This is a genomic window from Actinomyces faecalis (genome assembly GCF_013184985.2).
Taxonomy (GTDB): domain Bacteria; phylum Actinomycetota; class Actinomycetes; order Actinomycetales; family Actinomycetaceae; genus Actinomyces; species Actinomyces faecalis.
The window spans coordinates 1,494,755-1,514,292 of sequence record NZ_CP063418.1 but is presented as its reverse complement, the minus strand read 5'-3'; the positions used below and the strand labels follow the sequence as shown (position 1 = coordinate 1,514,292).

The 19,538-nt window shown below is 70.5% G+C and carries 19 protein-coding genes; 17 read left to right on the top strand and 2 right to left on the bottom strand.

Going from position 1 to position 19,538, the window contains the following annotated elements; all coding sequences use genetic code 11:
- Window positions 1-38 precede the first annotated feature (38 nt).
- The 17 genes from pgsA to HRL51_RS06305 all read left to right on the top strand — a co-directional run bounded on the left by pgsA (window position 39) and on the right by HRL51_RS06305 (window position 16,961).
- Window positions 39-698, top strand: a complete 660-nt coding sequence (pgsA, locus tag HRL51_RS06385; RefSeq protein WP_172192682.1) for a phosphatidylinositol phosphate synthase — start codon at window positions 39-41, stop codon at window positions 696-698.
- 2 nt (window positions 699-700) lie between these two features.
- Window positions 701-1,723, top strand: coding sequence for a phosphatidylinositol mannoside acyltransferase (locus tag HRL51_RS06380; RefSeq protein WP_172192680.1), 1,023 nt, complete (start codon window positions 701-703; stop codon window positions 1,721-1,723).
- On the top strand, window positions 1,720-2,910 hold the full coding sequence (locus tag HRL51_RS06375) for a glycosyltransferase family 4 protein (RefSeq protein ID WP_172192678.1): 1,191 nt from the start codon (window positions 1,720-1,722) through the stop codon (window positions 2,908-2,910). The genes HRL51_RS06380 and HRL51_RS06375 overlap by 4 nt, the downstream gene beginning before the upstream one ends.
- Window positions 2,907-3,593: a hypothetical protein gene (locus tag HRL51_RS06370; RefSeq protein WP_172192676.1), complete on the top strand. Its 687-nt coding sequence runs from the start codon at window positions 2,907-2,909 to the stop codon at window positions 3,591-3,593. Before HRL51_RS06375 ends, HRL51_RS06370 begins: the two co-directional genes overlap by 4 nt.
- Complete coding sequence (locus tag HRL51_RS06365; RefSeq protein ID WP_244960117.1) at window positions 3,590-4,711, top strand: PrsW family intramembrane metalloprotease; 1,122 nt, start codon at window positions 3,590-3,592, stop codon at window positions 4,709-4,711. Before HRL51_RS06370 ends, HRL51_RS06365 begins: the two co-directional genes overlap by 4 nt.
- Window positions 4,708-5,343, top strand: a complete 636-nt coding sequence (locus tag HRL51_RS06360) for an NUDIX hydrolase (protein ID WP_172192674.1) — start codon at window positions 4,708-4,710, stop codon at window positions 5,341-5,343. The genes HRL51_RS06365 and HRL51_RS06360 overlap by 4 nt, the downstream gene beginning before the upstream one ends.
- 91 nt (window positions 5,344-5,434) lie before the next feature.
- Window positions 5,435-6,331 (top strand): pyridoxal 5'-phosphate synthase lyase subunit PdxS, encoded by an 897-nt coding sequence (gene pdxS, locus HRL51_RS06355; protein WP_172120118.1) that lies wholly within the window; start codon window positions 5,435-5,437, stop codon window positions 6,329-6,331.
- Window positions 6,332-6,381: 50 nt separating this feature from the next.
- Complete coding sequence (gene pdxT / locus HRL51_RS06350) at window positions 6,382-7,080, top strand: pyridoxal 5'-phosphate synthase glutaminase subunit PdxT (RefSeq protein WP_425321752.1); 699 nt, start codon at window positions 6,382-6,384, stop codon at window positions 7,078-7,080.
- Between the two features lie 58 nt (window positions 7,081-7,138).
- Window positions 7,139-7,903, top strand: coding sequence for a YebC/PmpR family DNA-binding transcriptional regulator (locus HRL51_RS06345; protein WP_172120117.1), 765 nt, complete (start codon window positions 7,139-7,141; stop codon window positions 7,901-7,903).
- A 73-nt stretch (window positions 7,904-7,976) separates the two neighbouring features.
- The gene (locus HRL51_RS06340) at window positions 7,977-8,591 is read left to right on the top strand and encodes a crossover junction endodeoxyribonuclease RuvC (RefSeq protein ID WP_244960281.1); all 615 of its coding nucleotides are present in this window, start codon (window positions 7,977-7,979) and stop codon (window positions 8,589-8,591) included.
- Between the two features lie 69 nt (window positions 8,592-8,660).
- A complete protein-coding gene (gene ruvA / locus HRL51_RS06335; RefSeq protein WP_172120115.1) occupies window positions 8,661-9,290 on the top strand; it encodes a Holliday junction branch migration protein RuvA in 630 nt (209 codons plus the stop codon).
- A complete protein-coding gene (gene ruvB, locus HRL51_RS06330; protein ID WP_172192672.1) occupies window positions 9,283-10,314 on the top strand; it encodes a Holliday junction branch migration DNA helicase RuvB in 1,032 nt (343 codons plus the stop codon). Before ruvA ends, ruvB begins: the two co-directional genes overlap by 8 nt.
- Window positions 10,315-10,444: 130 nt before the next feature.
- A complete protein-coding gene (locus HRL51_RS06325) occupies window positions 10,445-10,834 on the top strand; it encodes a preprotein translocase subunit YajC (protein ID WP_172192670.1) in 390 nt (129 codons plus the stop codon).
- Between the two features lie 99 nt (window positions 10,835-10,933).
- Window positions 10,934-12,922: a protein translocase subunit SecD gene (secD, locus tag HRL51_RS06320; protein WP_172192668.1), complete on the top strand. Its 1,989-nt coding sequence runs from the start codon at window positions 10,934-10,936 to the stop codon at window positions 12,920-12,922.
- On the top strand, window positions 12,919-14,022 hold the full coding sequence (gene secF, locus HRL51_RS06315) for a protein translocase subunit SecF (RefSeq protein ID WP_172120111.1): 1,104 nt from the start codon (window positions 12,919-12,921) through the stop codon (window positions 14,020-14,022). Before secD ends, secF begins: the two co-directional genes overlap by 4 nt.
- Window positions 14,019-14,597, top strand: coding sequence for an adenine phosphoribosyltransferase (locus tag HRL51_RS06310; RefSeq protein ID WP_172120110.1), 579 nt, complete (start codon window positions 14,019-14,021; stop codon window positions 14,595-14,597). Before secF ends, HRL51_RS06310 begins: the two co-directional genes overlap by 4 nt.
- A 36-nt stretch (window positions 14,598-14,633) precedes the next feature.
- Window positions 14,634-16,961 (top strand): RelA/SpoT family protein, encoded by a 2,328-nt coding sequence (locus HRL51_RS06305; protein WP_172120109.1) that lies wholly within the window; start codon window positions 14,634-14,636, stop codon window positions 16,959-16,961.
- On the opposite strand, the gene HRL51_RS06300 is transcribed toward HRL51_RS06305, so the two are convergent.
- Window positions 16,952-17,602, bottom strand: a complete 651-nt coding sequence (locus tag HRL51_RS06300; protein ID WP_172120108.1) for a hypothetical protein — start codon at window positions 17,600-17,602, stop codon at window positions 16,952-16,954. The genes HRL51_RS06305 and HRL51_RS06300 overlap by 10 nt on opposite strands.
- 152 nt (window positions 17,603-17,754) lie before the next feature.
- The gene (locus HRL51_RS06295) at window positions 17,755-19,338 is read right to left on the bottom strand and encodes a DUF349 domain-containing protein (protein ID WP_218957614.1); all 1,584 of its coding nucleotides are present in this window, start codon (window positions 19,336-19,338) and stop codon (window positions 17,755-17,757) included.
- Window positions 19,339-19,538: the final 200 nt, after the last annotated feature.

Here is a 19,538-nt window from a genome sequence, read left to right as displayed (position 1 = left end):
ACCGCCCTCGCCACCCCCATCCCGACCACGAGGAAGACATGCTCGGACAGCACGGACGAGGCCTGACCAAGGCCCTGTTCACCACCCCCGCCCTGGCGATGGCAAAGGTGGGGATCACCCCCAACATGCTCACTGTCACCGGGACCGTGGCCTCGGTCGCCGTGGCGGTGGCCACTCTGCCCCAGGGGCACTTCGTCCTGGGGCCAGTGCTGCTGGGGCTGGTGCTGGTCGCGGACTCCTTCGACGGGATCCTGGCCCGGGCTACCGGACGCTCCTCAGAGTTCGGAGCGTTCCTGGACTCGACGATGGACCGGCTGGCCGACGGGGCCGTCTTCGCCTCTCTGGCGGCGTGGGCAGGTCTGCACATGGCTGACGGCACGGCGCGCACCCTCACGCTCACGGCCGCCCTGGCCTGCGTCGTGCTCGCCGCGACCGTGCCCTACGCCCGGGCGAGGGCGGAGTCGGTGGGAGCGACGGCCTCGATCGGCATCGCCGAGAGGACCGACCGGCTGCTCGTGGCCCTGGCAGCCACCTTCGTGGTGGGAGCAGGGGCTCCGCAGTGGGTGCTGACCGTGGCCCTGACCGTGGTCGCGGTGGCCTCGTTCGTCACGGTGGTCCAGCGCGTGCTCACCGTGCGTCGTCAGCTGGCGACGCACGGGGACGGCCAGGGCCCGGCCGCGGGGGAGCAGGAGCAGTGAGCATGGGGACGCAGGACCTGTACCGCCTGGCATGGCGGTGGGCGCCGCGCCTGCCCGCCAGCATCGGCTACGGTGTCTCCCACCTGGGAGCGGACGCGGCGTGGGCGCTCCAGCGTGTGTCCGGCTTCGCCGGCAGCAGCCGCACCGGCGGAGTGCCGCAGCTGCGGCGCAACCTCGCCCGCCTGCTTGAGCCCGGGACCTGCGGGCGTGAGCTGGAGGCGGCCACCCGGGCGGGGATGCGGTCCTACATGCGGTACTTCTACGAGGCCTTCGCCCTCAGCGGCCTGAGCGCGACGCAGGTGGACGCGAGGGTGCGCGCCGTCCTCGACCCGCGGGCCCGGCAGGACCTGGAGGCGGGAAGCATCGTGGTGGCCCTGGCCCACATGGGCAACTGGGACCTGGTCGGCGCCTGGGCCAGCCGGGTGCTGGTACCGGTGCTGACCGTGGCTGAGAGGCTGGAGCCGGAGGACCTCTTCGACCAGTTCGTCAGCTTCCGCCAGAGCCTGGGTATGCGGGTGATCGGCCAGGCACGCGGCCAGAAGGTCTTCGACCAGCTGCTTGAGGCCGCTGGGGAGGGGCACTACCTCATCGCGCTGCTGGCTGACCGTGACCTGTCCTCCTCCGGCGTCGAGGTCCCGCTGGCGGGCCGGAAGGCGCACGTGGCCGCCGGTCCGGCTGCCGTGGCCGAGAGGCTCGACCTCCCCCTGTACGTGGCGACCGTCTCCTACGAGCGTCTGACCGGGGAGCGTCGTCGTCAGGCAGGCGGGCCGTGGGGCGTCGTCCTCACCCTGTCCAAGGTGCCTCGGCCAGAGGGCGCTGAGGGCCGTGAGCTCGTGGCCCGCTGGACACGCAGCTGGGTCGCTGCCCTGGAACCGGGGCTGCGGGCCCACGCGGTGGACTGGCACATGCTCCAGGCGGTCTTCGACGAGGACCTGGACCAGGCTCGCCTGGCCCGCTCGCGCGCCCGCGAGGCCGCTGGCGGGGCTGAGGGCCCTGACAACCTGCCCACGGGGGAGGACGCATGAGGATCGGACTGGTCTGCCCCTACTCCATGGACGCCCACGGCGGCGTCCAGGTGCACGTGATGGACCTGGCCGGTGAGCTCATCCGCCGCGGGCACGAGGTCCAGGTCCTGGCTCCGGCCTCGAGCGAGCTGGAGCTGCCCGACTGGGTCACCAGCGCCGGGGACGCCGTCGCGATCCCGTACAACGGCTCAGTGGCCAGGCTCAACTTCGGCGCGCTGGTGGCACGTCGTGCCCGACGCTGGCTGGAGACAGGCGACTTCGACCTGGTCCACATCCACGAGCCCATCACCCCCAGCGTCGGCCTTCTCGTCCTGCAGGCGGCCCAGGCACCGGTCGTGGCGACCTTCCACGCCGCGATGGACCGCTCGATCGCCCGCGAGCTCGTCTCGCCGGTGATCTCCCCGCTGCTGGAGCGCATCACCGCTCGTATCGCGGTCTCGGAGGAGGCACGGCGCACGCTGGTCCACTTCCACGGCGGGGACGCCGTCGTCATCCCCAACGGGGTCAACGTGGCGCCCTTCGCCTCCGCCCCGCACGACGACCCTCGTTTCGCCGGCACGGACAAGGAGCCGACGATCAGCTTCCTGGGGCGCCTGGACGAGCCGCGCAAGGGGCTGCCCGTGCTGGCCGAGGCCGTTCCGGCGGTCCTGGAGGCGGTGCCGGGAGCCCGCTTCCTCATCGCCGGGCGAGGCGAGGCCGACGAGGTCCGTGAGCAGTTGGCTGGCTGGGGCGACCACGTCGTCTTCCTGGGAGGCGTCAGTGACGAGGACAAGGCGGCCATGCTGGCCTCGTCGACCTGCTACGTCGCTCCTCAGACAGGAGGCGAGTCCTTCGGGATCGTCCTGGTCGAGGCGATGGCGGCGGGGACCAGCGTCATCGCCTCAGACCTCACGGCCTTCTCCGACGTCCTGGGAGCCGGTCGCTACGGTGCCCTGTTCCGCAACGAGGACAGCCAGGACCTGGCACGCGTCATCATCGAGACCCTCACCGGTGCCGAGGCGGCTCAGGCGCGGCGGCAGGCGGCTGACGCGGTGGTCGGACGCTACGACTGGTCGACGGTGACTGACGCCGTCCTGGACGTGTACGACATGGTCCTGTCCACCGCCCACACGCGTGTGCAGGCGGCTCAGGACACGCGCACCGTCGTCGGGCGCATCCGTGACGCGTTGGAGGCGGGGGAGAGATGAGCCTGGCAGTCGTGTCCGCACAGGGCCACGAGCACTGGTACCAGGCCGGCAGCCTGCTGGCGGTCGCCGCCCTGGTCGTCGTCGTGGTGGCGTGGGTCCTCTACGCCCGCGCCCTGCGGGTGGACCGCCTCCACCGCCAGGTGCTCGGCTCACGAGCCACGCTTGAGGCGCAGCTGGTCCACCGTGCCCAGGCGGCTGCCGAGATCGCCTCGCTGGGGCTGCTGGACCCGGCCTCGGCGCTGCTGGTCTCCCGCGCGGCGCACGAGGCGCTGGAGGCCGAGGGGCCCCTGGTGGACGACGGGCTCGACCCGGAGACCGTCTCCGGCCTCGCCCTGGACGACCCGGCTCGCAGCCGCAGCCGCGCGGCGGCGGAGTCGGACCTGTCCCGCGTGCTGCGCACCGTCGTCTCACAGCCGGTGCGTGAGCAGCTGGCCGGCTCCCAGGCCGGCCGGGAGGCGCTGGAGCGCCTGGACCGCAGCTCCTACCGCCTGGTGATCGCCCGCCGCTTCCACAACACCCACGTGGCGCAGGCGCGTCAGCTGCGCAGCCGGTGGCTGGTCAGGGCCGCCCACCTGGCCGGGCACGCCCCCGTGCCTGCCGCCCTGGACATGGATGACGACGTCACGCCGGTGCCTGGCCAGGAGCCGGTCACGTCCGCTGCCACCCCCGAGGAGGCCCTGTGAGCCAGGCCCCGCTCCGGTCACAGTCGGGCTCGTGGGCCGGTCCGCAGGCGCTGCGACGCCGCCGTGCCCGAGACGTGGTGGCCTACCTCGTCGCCGCAGTGGGTGGGGTCGGGCTCATGGTCGTCCTCGCCGTGGTCTACTCCCAGGCCGGTGAGGTCACCGCGATGGTCTGGCCGGCGCTGCTGGCACTGGTCCCGCTGGGGATCGTGCTGGTCGTCGTGCGCTGGATCGACCGGTGGGAGCCTGAGCCCTTCTCCATCCTCCTGACGGCCTTCCTGTGGGGAGCCGGCGTCGCGACCGCGGTCTCGCTGGCCGTCAACACGACGACGGCGCTCCTCGCCTCCTCGGTGACGGCCACCAGCGGCGACCTCGTGGCCTCAGTGGTCTCGGCCCCGGTGATCGAGGAGGTCACCAAGGGCGCTGGTGTCCTCATCATCTTCCTGGTGTGGCGGCGCTCCTTCAACGGTCCCGTCGACGGGATCGTCTACGCCGCGGTGGTAGCGGCGGGCTTCGCCTTCGCGGAGAACATCCTCTACTTCGTGCAGTACCGCGACCACCTGGCGACCACCTTCCTCATGCGGGCGGTGGCCTCGCCCTTCGCCCACGTCACCTTCACCTCCTGCACCGGCCTGGCGATCGGGCTGGCCTCACGGATGCGCTCGTCGGTCGCCTGGGTGTGGATGACGCCGTGCGGGCTGGTGGGTGCCGTCCTCCTCCACGCCTTCTGGAACGGGGTGCTCGCCGCGGCGCCCTCCCTGTACCTGCTGGTCGAGGTCCCCTTCTTCCTGGCCTGCATCGGTCTGGTGGTGTGGCTGCGGTGGAGCGAGCGCATGACGATGCGCAACCGCCTGGCAGACTATGCCCGCGCCGGTTGGTACGAGCAGTCCGAGGTCGTCATGATGACCACCTCGGCCGGCCGGGCCGCGGCGCTGCGGTGGGCACGGCGGCGCGGTACGCGCACGCACGCGGCGATGAAGGACCTCCTGGGTGCCTCGGCCAGCCTGGCGGCCCTGCGCCAGCAGGCGCTGGACGGATACGTCGAGGCGGACTACGGCCAGCAGGAACGTGAGCTGCTGGACGTGGTACGCCGTTCCAAGGAGGTGCTGGGACAAGGATGAGCCGAGCCGAGCTGACCCCGGACGGGCGGGACCCGCAGCTGGTCCCTGACAACTGGCGTGAGCTGATCGACCCTGCGGGGGAGTGGCACCTGGACGAGGACGGGCTGCCCCGACGTCGCGGCGCCCGGGTCATCGCGTTGCGGACGGTCCCCAGTCCTGCGATCCTCCTGGTCACGGGGCACGATCGCACTGACGCCGACCACTGGTGGTCCTTCACGCCTGGTGGCGGGGTCCTGGAGGGCGAGACCAGCCGCCAGGCCGCCGCGCGCGAGCTGGCGGAGGAGACCGGCATCGTCCTGGACGAGGGCGCCCTGACCGGTCCCGTGGTGTACCGCGACAGCCGCTTCGACTTCAACCTGGTGACCGTCCGCCAGGACGAGGAGCTCTTCCTCGCCGTGCTGGACGCCGAGCAGGCTGAGGCCACCGCGGGTGCGGACGGCGAGATGGACCGTAGCGGCTGGACCGAGCTCGAGCGCGAGGTCCTGGACTCCGTGCGGTGGTGGCCGTTGGAGGAGCTCGACGCGGCAGTCGGCCGGGGCATGGTCGTCTACCCGCCACAGCTGCCGGACCTGGCTCGTGAGCTTGTCACGGGCTGGAACGGGGTCGCCTGGTCGATCAAGGAGTGGGACTGAGGCAGGCGGGTCTCAGGCCGGCGGTAGCATGTGACCCACCCGACCACCAGCTGCCGCAGGCTGTGCCTGTGGCCCGTCCCTGAGGACCTCCATGACCACGACGAGCCCGACCACCGGCACCCTGACGATCAAGCGCGGCATGGCTGACATGCTCAAGGGCGGCGTCATCATGGACGTCGTCACCCCCGAGCAGGCTCGCATCGCCGAGGACTGCGGGGCCGTGGCCGTCATGGCCCTGGAGCGCGTGCCGGCAGACATTCGTGCCCAGGGCGGAGTGGCCCGGATGTCGGACCCGGACCTCGTCACGGGCATCATCGACGCCGTCTCGATCCCGGTCATGGCCAAGGCGCGGATCGGGCACTTCGTGGAGGCCCAGGTCCTGCAGTCCCTTGGCGTGGACTATATCGACGAGTCGGAGGTGCTGACCCCGGCTGACTACTCCCACCACATCGACAAGCAGGCCTTCACCGTGCCCTTCGTGTGCGGCGCGACCAATCTGGGAGAGGCGCTGCGCCGGATCACCGAGGGCGCCGCCATGATCCGCTCCAAGGGTGAGGCCGGCACGGGGGACGTGTCCAACGCCGTGACCCACATGCGCACGATCCGCGACGAGATCCGGCGCCTGACGTCCCTGCCTGAGGACGAGCTCTACGTGGCGGCCAAGGAGCTGGGTGCCCCCTACGAGCTCGTGGCCGAGGTCGCGCGGACGGGCAGCCTGCCGGTGGTCCTGTTCACCGCAGGCGGCATCGCCACCCCGGCGGACGCGGCCATGATGATGCAGATGGGCGCCGAGGGCGTGTTCGTGGGCTCGGGCATCTTCAAGTCGGGTGACCCCGCCAAGCGGGCGGCGGCGATCGTGCGCGCCACGGCCCAGTTCGACGACCCCTCGGTGGTCGCTGAGGTCTCCCGGGGCCTGGGCGAGGCGATGGTCGGTATCAACGTCGAGGACGTTGCGGCGCCTCACCGCCTGGCTGAGCGCGGTTGGTGACACCCGCCGTGACAGCGGGCGAGCCTGCGCGGCGCGTCGGTACCTCGGTCCTGGGCCGGCACACGCCGCGTGCTCTGTTCCCAGCCGCCTCGGCCTCAGACTCCCGGCCTACGGTCGGTGTACTGGCCCTGCAGGGAGACGTGCGCGAGCACGTACTGGCGCTGGAGGCAGCCGGTGCCAGGGCGGTGGCCGTGCGTGCGGCAGCCGACCTGGTCGGGCCTGAGGGGGTGCGTGTGGACGGCCTGGTCCTGCCTGGGGGAGAGTCCACCACAGTGGGCAGGCTCCTCGCCGCCTTCGACATGCTGGCGCCGTTGCGCGCCGTGGTGCGTGACGGGCTGCCCGTCTACGGGTCCTGCGCGGGCATGATCCTGCTGGCTGATCGCGTGGCGGGGGCGGCCTCAGGACAGCCCCTGATCGGGGGCATCGACATGACGGTGCGGCGCAACGCCTTCGGGCGGCAGGTGGACTCCTACGAGGAGGAGCTCGTCGCACCTGCGCTCGGTGCTCCTGCCGACCGGCCGTTGCGCGGGGTGTTCATCCGGGCGCCGTGGGTGGAGCACGTCGGTGCCTGCGTCGAGGTCCTTGCCACAACCCGGTCAGGGCGCGCGGGCGCGGAGGAGGCAGGTTCAGGCGGTAGGATCGTCGCGGTTCGTCAAGGACCCTTGCTCGCGACCTCCTTCCATCCTGAGGTCGGAAGCGATCACCGGGTCCACGACGTCTTTGTCGAGATGGTGACGCGCCGCTCCTAGGAGCCCCGCGTCGCAGCCGCGTCGCATCCTCGGATGCTGACCTACCCAAGGAGCACATATGTCGGGACACTCCAAGTGGGCGACCACCAAGCACAAGAAGGCCGCTATCGACGCCAAGCGCGGCAAGCTCTTCGCGCGCCTGATCAAGAACATCGAGGTCGCTGCGCGTACCGGTGGCGGTGACCCCGCAGGCAACCCGACCCTCTACGACGCCATCCAGAAGGCGAGGAAGAACTCCGTGCCTGCTGACAACATCACCCGTGCTGTCAAGCGCGGCAGTGGTGAGGAGGCCGGCGGAGCGGACTGGCAGACCATCATGTACGAGGGCTACGGTCCTGCGGGTGTGGCCTTCCTGGTCGAGTGCCTGACAGACAACCGCAACCGTGCCGCCTCCGACGTGCGGGTGGCCTTCACCCGCACCGGCGGCAACCTGGCCGACCCGGGCTCGGTGGCCTACAACTTCACGCGCAAGGGCGTGGTCGAGATCGCCAAGGCCGACGGCATCGACGAGGACTCGATCCTCATGGCTGTCCTGGACGCCGGCGCCGAGGAGGTCGTCGAGGGGGCGGAGTCCTTCGAGGTGATCTGCGAGCCGACGGACCTCATCGCGGTGCGTAACGCCGTGACCGAGGCAGGGATGGAGTATGACTCCGCCGAGTCCCAGTTCGTCGCCGGGACCAAGGTCGAGGTCGACCTCGACGGCGCCCGCAAGGTCATGCGGCTCATCGACGCCCTGGAGGACCTGGACGACGTCCAGAACGTCTTCACCTCCGTCGATGTCTCTGCTGAGGTCGCCGCCCAGCTCGACGAGGACGAGGACTGAGCTGGCTGCCACGCTGAAGGGTCAGCAGGCTCGTTCTCCTCGCTCACGCACCGCCCAGGTCGCGCTCCAGCGGGTGCTCGGGGTTGATCCCGGGCTCACGCGATGCGGCCTGGGCTGTGTCGATATCGACGCCAGGCGGCGGGCTCGGTTGGTGGAGGTCGGCGTCGTGCGCACGCCCCCGTCGATGAGCCCGGAGCTGAGGCTGGCGGCGATCGCTGACGCCCTGGACGACTGGATCGCTCGGCTGGGGCCGACGAGCGTGTCGGTGGAGCGCGTCTTCGCCCAGGACAACCTGCGCTCGGTCATCTCGGTGGCGCAGGTGATGGGCGTGGTCATGGTGGCTGGGGCCCGGGCCGGCCTGGAGGTGGCTCAGCACACCCCCAGCGAGGCCAAGGCGGCTGTCACCGGCTCCGGGACCGCAGGCAAGGCGCAGGTGACAGCGATGGTCCAGCGCATCCTCGGGCTGGATGCTCCGCCTCAGCCGGCCGACGCCGCCGACGCCCTGGCCCAGGCGATCTGCCACGGCTGGCGCGGCGGAGGCACGGGGATCGACGGCGGGACCGAGATGGTCTCCGCCGGAGGCTCGGTGCGTGCCAGCGCCCGCACCCCTGCCCAGCGCCAGTGGGCGCAGGCCCAGGCCGCAGCCCGGCGTACGGGTGCCGTCGATCCTCGCCGTGCTCGGCGCTGAGGGCGACGCGGCACCGCCTGACCTGGTAGTGTCTGTACAGATGTTCGACCTCCTGAAGGAGAAGCCTGCATGATCGCCTCACTGCGTGGCACCGTCCTGGAGATCTCGCTGACCGGTGCCGTGATCGAGGTCGGGGGCGTGGGCATGGCCTTCCAGGCCACGCCCACGACGCTGGCCGGGCTGCGCGTCGGTGAGGAGGGCACGGTTCACACAGAGCTCGTCGTGCGCGAGGACTCCCTGACGCTCTTCGGCTTCGCTGACGCTGACGAGCGCCTGTGCTTCCGGGTCCTCCTGGGTGCCAAGGGTGTGGGCGCGAAGCTGGCGCTGGCGATCCTGGCCGTCCACACCCCCGACGCCCTGCGGCGCGCGATCGCGAGCCAGGACGTGGCAGCCCTCAAGCGGGTGCCGGGTCTGGGGCCCAAGGGTGCTCAGCGCGTCATCATCGACGTGGGGGACAAGCTGGGGCCGGTGACGGGGGAGGAGCCGGCGGCGTCGGGGGCGCAGGCGGTGGCGCCGGAGGGGCAGGACGCTGATCCCGACGTCGTGGCGGCCCTGGTCCAGCTGGGGTGGAACGAGGCTACCGCCCGCCAGGCCGTCAGCGCGGTGACCTCGGCTGCCGAGGGCGAGGCTGAGAGCCTGGCCGTGCCCGAGCTGCTACGGGCGTCGTTGCGCTGGCTGGGAGGCGGCCACCGTGGCTGAGCAGGTTCCTGGACGCTTCGTGGGTGGCGGAGCCGACGAGTCCGAGCGGGCGGCGGAGGCAGCGCTGCGTCCCAAGCGGCTGGAGGACTTCGTCGGGCAGGAGGTCGTACGCGGCCAGCTCTCGGTGGTGCTGCGTGCCGCCCTGTCTCGGGGGACCACTCCGGACCACGTCCTGCTCTCAGGTCCTCCGGGGCTGGGGAAGACGACGCTCGCCATGATCATCGCGGCTGAGGTGGACGGCTCGCTGCGGCTGACCAGCGGACCCGCGATCCAGCACGCCGGGGACCTGGCGGCGATCCTGTCCTCCCTGGAGGAGGGCGACGTCCTCTTCATCGACGAGATCCACCGCCTGGCCCGCACGGCTGAGGAGATGCTGTACCTGGCGATGGAGGACTACCGGGTCGACGTCGTCGTGGGCAAGGGGCCCGGTGCGACCTCCATCCCGCTGTCGCTACCGCCCTTTACCGTCGTCGGAGCCACGACCCGTGCGGGCCTGCTCCCGGCACCGCTGCGCGACCGCTTCGGTTTCACCGGTCACCTGGAGTACTACGGCCCGGTAGAGCTGTCGCGGATCCTGGCGCGCTCAGCGGGGCTGCTAGGCGTGGAGCTGGACGCGCAGGCCGGAGCGGAGCTGGCGCGTCGTTCCCGCGGGACGCCACGTATCGCCAACCGGCTGCTGCGCCGTGTCCAGGACTGGGCCGAGGTGCACGGGACCCCTGGCCGCCTCGACCTGACGGCTGCGCGTGCGGCGCTCGAGGTCTTCGAGGTCGACGCGCTGGGGCTGGACCGTCTGGACCGGGCGGTTCTGGAGGCTCTGTGCACGCGTTTCGGCGGAGGGCCCGTTGGCCTGACGACGCTGGCCGTGAGCGTGGGGGAGGAGCCGGAGACCGTGGAGACGGTTGCGGAGCCCTACCTGGTGCGTGAGGGACTGGTGGTCCGCACCCCACGCGGTCGCAGCGCCACGACGGCTGCCTACGAGCACCTGGGTCTGGAGCCGCCGGCAGGCGGCCTGACGCTCGTGTGAGCCCTGCGCAGGCGGTAGGGCTCACACCCCCAGGTAGTGCTGACGTGGTCGCAGAGCCCCGGAAGTGGCCTAGACTCGGCGGGGTTGTCCCCTGCCTGGGGACGGTGCACCGTCGAACGGAGGAGCCTGGATGCTCTGGATGCTCATCGTCATGGTCCTTGCCTTCTGGCTCATGTCGCGCTTCGCGCGCAAGCAGCAGGAGAAGATGACGGCCCAGCAGAACGCTCGTATCGAGGAGGCCATGGTCCCTGGTACCTGGGTGCGCACCCGCGCCGGCTTCTACGGCAAGGTCGTGGAGGTCGACGGCGACGTCGTCACCCTCGCCACGCCGCTGGGAGACGAGTCGCTGTGGGCCAAGACCTCTGTGCTCGGCGCCGAGGAGCCGCCCTTCGCCTCCCAGGACGAGGAGCTGGAGGCTCTGGACGACGTAGCGGAGGACGAGGGCGCGCAGCAGGACCTCGAGCCCCTGAGCTCGAAGGACGAGACTGTCCAGGACCGGTCTGGCGACCCTCAGGGCTGAGGGTACCTGGCTCAGGCCTGACACAGCCACCCGTCCCTACCCAGACGCGGACGGCCTGACGGCGTCCGCTGACTCCCATCACCGCGAGGAAGAGACCGCGTGTCCAGCAAGCAGATCAAGCACCCGGGCCGAAGGCTCCTTGTGCTGCTCGTCGTCATCGCCATCGGCTACGCCGCGCTGGCCGTCGGCGCCGCCACCCACCGCACGTCGATGACACCGGGCCTGGCGCTCGACCTGGAGGGCGGCACCCAGATCATCCTGACGCCGACGACGACTGACGGCTCGTCGATCACGGACGAGGACGTCCAGCAGGCCATCGAGATCATCCGCCAGCGCGTGGACGCCTCCGGTGTGGCTGAGGCCCAGATCTCCCGCCAGGGAGGTCAGAACATCGTCGTGGCGCTGCCGGGTCGGCCCAGCCAGGAGACCCTGGAGCTGGTGCGTACCTCGGCCGTGCTCTACTTCCGTCCCGTCATCCGCGTCATCCAGGGGTCGGCCACGGCGATCGCCCAGGCCCAGAACCAGTACCTCGCCCAGGCCGCTGCCAGCGCCTCGGCCTCTCCGCAGACCAGTGACGCGGCAACGGACGCCGCAGCCAGCGCGCAGGCGAGCGAGCCGGCACAGGAGGAGCAGCCCACGGCGCAGGCCACCGCGGTGCCGACCGTCACCGCTGAGCAGGTCGCCCAGACCTACGCGGACGTCAACAGGGACGGCACGATCTCGGCGGACCCGCTGCCGGCGACCTCAGACGACCACTCCTCCGACGAGTGGATCACCGAGCAGATGATCTACGACGCCTACATGACTGACTGCACGGCCGCGGACAACCTCACGGGAGTGAGCCAGGACCCGAGCAAGGCTGTCATCTCCTGCGCCAAGGACGGCTCGGGAGCCACCTACCTCCTGGGCCCGGCTGACATCGCCGGTACTGACATCTCGCGCGCGAGCTCGGGCCTGGAGACCACGAGCCAGGGCACGACGACGAACAAGTGGGTCGTCTCCCTCGAGTTCGACAAGAAGGGGACCGACGAGTTCGCCGCTGTCTCCAAGCGCCTGCTGGCCTACCGTGACGCCGCGGCTGCCTCGTCGTCGAACAAGAACCAGACCACGGGATCGACAGACTCCCACAAGGCCCAGTTCGCTATCGTCCTGGACGGTCTGACGCTCATGGCCTCCGGCTTCAGCCCGGACGTGACCACCCCGATCACGGACGGCCGGGTCCAGATCTCCGGACGCTTCACCCAGGCCCAGGCCAACACCCTGGCCAACCAGCTGTCCTTCGGGTCCTTGCCGCTGACCTTCACCGTCCAGTCCGAGCAGCAGATCTCCGCCACCCTTGGTATCGAGCAGCTGCGCAACGGCCTGGTCGCGGGCCTGATCGGCTTCCTGCTCATCATCATCTACCTGGCCTGGCAGTACCGAGGCCTGGCTGTGGTGGCAGTGACCTCGCTCGTGGCGGCCGCCGGTGTCACCTACCTCGTGATCGCGCTGCTGAGCTGGACGATGGGCTACCGCCTGTCGCTGGCAGGTGTGGCCGGCCTCATCATCTCCATCGGTATCACGATGGACTCCTTCATCATCTACTTCGAGCGTATCCGCGACGAGGTCCGCCACGGCCGTACGCTCTCGGCCGCGGTGGACGAGGGGTGGACCCACGCCCGCCAGACCATCATCGTCTCCGACGCCGTCAACCTGGTGGCCGCCGTCGTCCTGTACTTCCTCGCTGTGGGCGGGGTCCAGGGCTTCGCCTTCACGCTGGGCGTGACGACCGTGGTCGACCTGGCGATCATCGTCCTCTTCACCCACCCGATGATGGTGTGGATCCTGCGCTTCCGCTTCTTCGGCGAGGGCCACCGGTGGTCGGGTCTGGACCCAGAGCACCTGGGGGCACGCTCTCGCGCCGCCTACGGCAAGGGCCGCCAGGCCGTCGTCGAGGCCGCGACGGCCTCCCTGGCCCGGCGCAAGGCCGAGGCCCGGGCCAAGGCGGAGCCCGAGGACCCTGCCCAGGACGAGGCTCCTGCCTCCTCTCAGAAGGTCGACGCCGTCGACCGTGCGACCACGAGCGGCAAGGAGGGTGAGGACAAGTGAAGAATCTCGCTCAGCTAGGTAACGACCTCTACTCCGGCCGGACGTCGATCCCCTTCGTCGCGCGCCGCAGGACCTGGTACGTCGTGGCGCTGGTCGCTATCGCGATCTCGGCCGTGCTCGTGGTCAAGCCAGGCCTCAACCCGGGTATCGACTTCAAGGGAGGTACGGAGGTCACCGTCACCGGTGTGTCCTCGCCCTCCGAGGGACCTGCCAACGACGTCCTGGGATCAGAGGGGATGTCCGCCTCCTCCTCCGTGACCACGATGGGCTCGTCGTCGGTGCGCGTACAGACCACCGAGCTGAGCAAGGAGCGGTCCGACTCCCTGTCCGCGGCGCTGGCCAAGGCCTACGGCGTGGACGCCAGCGCGGTCTCGGCGACGACGATCGGCCCGACCTGGTCCTCAGACGTCACGGACAAGGCCCTGCGCGGCCTGGTCATCTTCTTCGTCCTGGTCGGTGCGCTCATCTGGGCCTACTTCCGCACCTGGAAGATGGCCGTGGCCGCCCTGCTGGCCCTCGTCCACGACATCATCATCACCGTCGGTGTCTACGCGGCCTCGGGCTTCGAGGTCACGCCGTCCACCATCATCGGCGTGCTGACGATCCTGGGGTACTCCCTCTACGACACGGTCGTGGTCTTCGACAAGATCCGCGAGAACACCAAGGACTACGTCACCCAGACCCGCTCGACCTACGCCGAGCTGGCCAACCTGGCGGTCAACCAGACCTTTATCCGTTCCATCAACACCTCCGTCGTCGGTGTCCTGCCGGTGGCCTCGCTGCTCGTGGTCGGTGCCTTCATCCTGGGCGCCGGCACGCTGCGGGACATCGCGCTGACGCTGTTCATCGGCATGATCGCAGGAGCCCTCTCCTCGGTCTTCCTGGCTACCCCGCTCCTGGTGGACCTGCGCAGCCGGGAGAAGGAGGTGCGCGAGCAGGCCGCACGCGTGGCCCAGGCCCGGGGCGAGCTCGTCGCCCAGGCAGGGGACGACGCCGAGGCGCTGGCGGCACTGGCCTCCCAGCCGACGGCTGCTCCTCTGACTCCAGGGCGCCACCTGGGCGCCGCCGCTCAGCCCAAGAGGAAGAAGAAGCGCTCATGACGACCTCCCACTCCCAGCCCGGTGCGCAGATGCCGGCGCTGCCCGCCGAGCTGTCCCGGCTGGTGCTGGACAACCTGCGCGAGGTCCCGGACTTCCCGGAGCCTGGTGTCCTGTTCCGGGACATCACGCCGTTGCTGGCCAACGGTGAGGCCTTCGCCCGCTTCGTCGACGGCCTGGCCACGCACTACCGCGGCCACGTCGACGCCGTCGCCGGACTGGAGTCCCGGGGCTTCATCCTCGCCGCGCCCCTGGCGGCACACCTGGGCCTGCCGCTCATCGTCGTGCGCAAGGGCGGGAAGCTGCCCGGCCCGGTCCTCGGGATCGACTACGAGCTGGAGTACGGCACGGCCCGGATGGAGCTGCGCGCCGAGACGGTGGTGCCCGGCCAGCGCGTGCTGGTGATCGACGACGTCCTGGCCACCGGAGGGACGGCAGCGGCCTCGATCAGCCTCCTGGAGGAGGCCGGCGCCCAGGTCGTCGGACTGTGCATGCTCCTGGAGCTGGCAGGGCTCCAGGGCCGGGCCAAGCTGCCCGGACGACGGATCGACTCGGTCGTCACCTTCGCCTCCGCCTGAGCCCGCTACGGTCTGGCGCGCAGCTATGATCCGCATATGACGGACACGAGGAGCACCCACGACGCCGGCGCTGACAGCGTCGTCCCAGGATCGCGCGTCCGCAGCCGTCTGGCCTGGTTCGGCTCCCGGGGCCACTCCACGCCCCCGGCGATCGAGCCGCTGCTGCGTGCGTTGCGGGCCAACCACCCCAAGGCGGACACGGGCCTGATCGTGCGGGCCTACGAGGTGGCGCAGAAGGCGCACGATGGTCAGCGGCGCAAGTCCGGGGAGCCCTACATCACCCACCCGGTAGCGGTTGCCACGATCCTGGCTGAGCTCGGCATGACCCCGCAGACCCTGGCGGCCGCCCTGCTCCACGACACGGTCGAGGACACCGACTACACCCTGGACCGTCTGCGTGCGGACTTTGGCGACGAGATCGCGCTGCTGGTCGACGGCGTGACCAAGCTGGACAAGCTCCAGTACGGCGAGGCCGCGCAGGCCGAGACGGTGCGCAAGATGATTATCGCGATGTCCAAGGACATCCGCGTCCTTGTCATCAAGCTGGGGGACCGGCTGCACAACGCCCGGACCTGGAAGTACGTCTCCGCCGAGGGTGCTGCCCGCAAGGCCAAGGAGACCCTGGAGATCTACGCCCCGCTGGCCCACCGCCTGGGCATGAACACGATCAAGTGGGAGCTGGAGGACCGCTCCTTCAAGGCGCTGTACCCCGGCGTCTACGAGGAGATTGAGCACATGGTCGCCGAGCGGGCACCGGCCCGCGAGGAGTACCTGCGTCAGGTGCGCCTGCAGATCGAGGAGGACCTGCGGGTCGACAAGATCAAGGGCACGGTCACAGGCAGACCGAAGCACTACTACTCCGTGTACCAGAAGATGATCGTGCGAGGAAAGGACTTCGACGACATCTACGACCTGGTGGCCGTGCGCGTCATCGTGGATACCATCCAGGACTGCTACGCGGTGCTCGGGGCGCTGCACTCACGCTGGACACCGATGTCCGGTCGCTTCAAGGACTACATCGCCGTCCCCAAGTTCAACCTCTACCAGTCCCTGCACACCACCGTGGTGGGGCCGGGCGGCAAGCCGGTCGAGATCCAGATCCGCACCCACGAGATGCACCGGATGGCCGAGTACGGTGTGGCGGCGCACTGGAAGTACAAGGAGGACCCCAACGCCACCGGCCCGACGCCAGCGGGCGGCAGGACCGTGGACGCGGACGCCGGTGAGATGGCCTGGCTGCGCCAGCTCGTCGACTGGCAGAAGGAGACCCAGGACCCGGCCGAGTTCCTCGACTCCCTGCGCTACGAGATGGCCGGGAGCCAGGTCTACGTCTTCACCCCCAAGGGGGACGTGCTGGCCCTGCCCGGCAAGTCGACGCCGGTCGACTTCGCCTACGCGGTGCACACAGAGGTCGGCCACCGCACCGTGGGGGCGCGGGTCAACGGACGTCTCGTGCCCCTGGACACCCAGCTGGAGAACGGTGACACGGTCGAGGTCTTCACCTCCAAGGCCCAGGGGGCCGGCCCCTCACGTGACTGGCTGAGCTTTGTGGGCTCGCCCCGCGCGCGTAACAAGATCCGTTCCTGGTTCTCCAAGGAGCGCCGGGAGGAGGCGATCGAGGAGGGCAAGTCCGCGATCGCCAGGGCGATGCGCAAGAAGGACCTGCCCATCCAGCGCCTGATGAGCCACGACTCGCTCACCGACGTGGCCAAGACCCTGGACAAGGGAGATATTGACGGCCTGTACGCGGCGGTGGGTGAGGGACACGTCTCGGCCCAGCACGTCGTGGACACGCTCGTAGCCGCGATGGGCGGTGAGGCTGGTGCCGAGGAGACCCTGGCCGAGGGAGTGGTCCCGACCCGCGCCTCCTCCCACCGCAGCCCGCGCTCCACGGACTCCGGAGTCGTCGTCGAGGGGATGGACGCCGGTGACGTCTACGTCAAGCTGGCCCGGTGCTGCACCCCGATGCCGGGCGACCCGATCATCGGCTTCATCACCCGGGGCTCTGGCATCTCGGTCCACCGCACCGACTGCCTGAACGTCGAGCAGCTCCAGCGCGAGCCCGAGCGCATGATAGACGTCCACTGGGCCGACCACGCGCCCAGCGCCTACCTGGTCCAGGTCGAGGTCGAGGCCCTGGACCGTGGCGGCCTGCTGGCAGACATCACCCGGGTCCTGGCTGACAACCACGTCAACCTCATCAGTGCCAACATCGGGACCAGCCGTGACCGCGTGGTCACGGGACGCTTTGTCGTCGAGCTGGCCGAGGCCAGCCACCTGGACCACACCCTGACCTCGCTACGGCGCATCGACGGTGTCTTCGAGGCGCGGCGGACGACCTCGACGTCACGGCGTCACTCCTGACTCCTGCCGGGCCGTCCCGTGCTCGGCGGTGGGGGAGGGCCGCCGTCGTAGATCGCGTGGATGATCGCGCGTGCGCGCGGTCTCCCGCTGGAGCACGAGCCTCGGCACCGCTCCAGCGCGGCGAGCAGGGCGGTGCGAGGGACTCCTGCGCCGCGGGCCCGCAGCACGGCCTGGACAGCCTGGAGGGGAGGCGCCGTGCGCGCGAGGTCAACCGCTGTCCGCTCCAGGCTCGTGCAGCGCTGACCAGCGACCTCAACGACGTCGACAGGGGGCAGGCTCACACGCCGTGCCACGGTACGCCTGGTAGCACCGGAGCGGTCGGTGGAGGCGACGACGATCCGATCAGGTGCGCTGTCGCCGGTGTGCACCCACAGCGCCCCGGCTCCCATGAGCGTCATCGCCGGCTGGAGCCAGGGCCGCAGGGCCCGCACCCGGCCTGCCGGTGAGGTCAGCAGGTCCCGGGGCCACAGGCTGCCGAGCACCTCGGCGGTGAGCAGGGCCTGCGTGCCCAGGTCCCGGAGCAGGGCGCACTCGCTCGGGCTCAGGGAGCTGGTGACTGGAGAGGTGGGCGGAGGGGACCACCACCGGTCAGCGGTGGGGTAGGCGCGCAGCTCCACGGTAGCCAGGGACGTCGTCGTCATAGCGCCATCGTGACCGAGACCCTCACCGTGCGCTACACGGAGGGAAGAGCCTGTGGACAACGTGCCCTGCGTATGAGCGGGGGCGGGTGACGCTGGTACGACCAGCGTCACCCGCCCCCGTGCTCGTGCGTCCGGAAGCCGCCTGAGGACGCTCAGGCGCGGGCGGACAGACGCACCTGCTCCAGCCAGGCACGGCGGGCCGTCAGAGCGGCCTCGGCCTCCGCGATCTTCTTGGAGTCACCAGCAGCCTGGGCCTTGGCCAGGTCCGCCTCAAGCTCGGCGATGGAGTCCTCCAGCTGACCGGCCAGGCCCTCGGCGCGGGCCTTGGTCTCGGGGTCGGAGCGGCGCCACTCGGCGTTCTCGGCCTCACGGATCGCGTCCTCGACGGCGCGCATGCGCCCCTCGATCCGACGCACCGCAGCACGCGGAACGCGTCCGGCCTCCTCCCACGCGTCCTGGATGGGGCGCAGGGCCTTCTTGGCGGCCTTGACGTCCTTGACGGGCAGCAGAGTCTCCGCCTTGGCGACGAGCGCCTCCTTGACCTTGAGGTTCTCGGCGAGCTCGGCGTCCACCGCAGCGTCCTTGGCGTGGCGTGCGTCGAAGAAGACCTGCTGGGCGGCGCGGAAGCGGGCCCACAGGGCGTCGTCCTCCTTGCGCGAGGCGCGGCCGGCCTTCTTCCACTCCTCCATCAGGTCGCGGTACTTGGCTGAGGTACCTGCCCAGTCGGTGGAGTGCTGCAGCTCCTCGGCGCGCTTGATGAGCGCCTCCTTGGCAGCCTTGACCTTGGCCTGCTTGGCGTCGAGCTCGCTGAAGTACTGACGACGGTGGCGGTCGAAGGTGGTGCGGGCGTGGCTGAAGCGCTTCCACAGCCCGTCCTCAGTGGGACGGTCCAGGCGCGGTCCGCGACGCTGAGCGCCCTTCCACTGCTCCAGGAGCTCACGCAGCTCAGCGCCCGAGCTCTTCCACTGGGTACGGGCCGGGTCCTGAGCCGCGATCGTCTCGGCGCGCTCGACCAGGGCCGTGCGGTCCTTGAGCGCCTGCTCCTTGGCGGCGGCACGCTCGGCCGTCACGGCCTCACGACGCTCGGCGGCCACGGCGCGCAGCGCGGCGAAGCGGGCGCGCAGGCCCTCCAGGTCGCCGACGGCGGCCGGCTCCTTGAGCGAGGCCTCGATGGAGGCCAGGGTGGAGTCGATCTCGCGTACCGACAGCTGCGGCAGGCGGGTGGCGAAGAGGTCCACCGTGGCCTTGAGGTCGAGGAAGCGACGGACGTAGAAGGCCATGGCCTCGGCGATCGGCGCGTCGGGGAACTGACCGACCTCGCGCTCGGTGCCACCGTCCTGGACGTAGACCTTGCCCTCGCCGTCCACGCGTCCCCACTTGGCGGCGTCCATGGCCTCCTGCGGGTCGACCTCGCTCTCGGCCGGGGCGGCAGGTGCTGCGACAGAGGGGGAGGGCAGACTGGCAGGCGTGGGGAGCGGCTCGGCGCCAGCGGCGGGCTCAGAGGCGGCCTGCTGCTCAGCGGAGGCGGCCTGCTGCTCAGCAGCAGCCACCGACTCGGAGGTGGTGGGCTGCGAGGCCGCCTGCTCGCCGGACGAGGCCTCGGGGTCGGTTCCGGACGGGCCGGTGGTAGCGGTCTGGGGACCGGTCTCGTCCTGGGTGACGGACTCGGTGACAGGCTCAGCAGCACTGAGGGTCTCAGGCTGGGACGACTCGAACTGCTCGGACTGCTCGGTCACGATGTGCTCCTTCAGTGGTTGACGGGGTCGAGCGCGTGCGCGCCCTTTCCGTGTCCGCCCGGCCGGGGCCGGGTGATGGTGGTGGTGCCGCAAGGCGACAGCGTCACGAGCCTACCCGCTGCGGCGTCTGGGTGTGCAGGGCCGGAGGCTGGTGGCGCCCTGGGCGAAAACGATGGTGAGGTGAAGGACTTTGTCGGACA

What these genes read in the sequence shown, in the direction of transcription:
- pgsA (WP_172192682.1), top strand. Translation starts at nt 39, where the DNA reads ATGCTCGGACAGCACGGACGAGGCCTGACCAAGGCCCTGTTCACCACC.
- HRL51_RS06380 (WP_172192680.1), top strand. Translation starts at nt 701, where the DNA reads ATGGGGACGCAGGACCTGTACCGCCTGGCATGGCGGTGGGCGCCGCGC.
- HRL51_RS06375 (WP_172192678.1), top strand. Translation starts at nt 1,720, where the DNA reads ATGAGGATCGGACTGGTCTGCCCCTACTCCATGGACGCCCACGGCGGC.
- HRL51_RS06370 (WP_172192676.1), top strand. Translation starts at nt 2,907, where the DNA reads ATGAGCCTGGCAGTCGTGTCCGCACAGGGCCACGAGCACTGGTACCAG.
- HRL51_RS06360 (WP_172192674.1), top strand. Translation starts at nt 4,708, where the DNA reads ATGAGCCGAGCCGAGCTGACCCCGGACGGGCGGGACCCGCAGCTGGTC.
- pdxS (WP_172120118.1), top strand. Translation starts at nt 5,435, where the DNA reads ATGACCACGACGAGCCCGACCACCGGCACCCTGACGATCAAGCGCGGC.
- HRL51_RS06345 (WP_172120117.1), top strand. Translation starts at nt 7,139, where the DNA reads ATGTCGGGACACTCCAAGTGGGCGACCACCAAGCACAAGAAGGCCGCT.
- ruvA (WP_172120115.1), top strand. Translation starts at nt 8,661, where the DNA reads ATGATCGCCTCACTGCGTGGCACCGTCCTGGAGATCTCGCTGACCGGT.
- HRL51_RS06325 (WP_172192670.1), top strand. Translation starts at nt 10,445, where the DNA reads ATGCTCTGGATGCTCATCGTCATGGTCCTTGCCTTCTGGCTCATGTCG.
- HRL51_RS06310 (WP_172120110.1), top strand. Translation starts at nt 14,019, where the DNA reads ATGACGACCTCCCACTCCCAGCCCGGTGCGCAGATGCCGGCGCTGCCC.
- HRL51_RS06305 (WP_172120109.1), top strand. Translation starts at nt 14,634, where the DNA reads ATGACGGACACGAGGAGCACCCACGACGCCGGCGCTGACAGCGTCGTC.
- HRL51_RS06300 (WP_172120108.1), bottom strand. Translation starts at nt 17,602, where the DNA reads ATGACGACGACGTCCCTGGCTACCGTGGAGCTGCGCGCCTACCCCACC.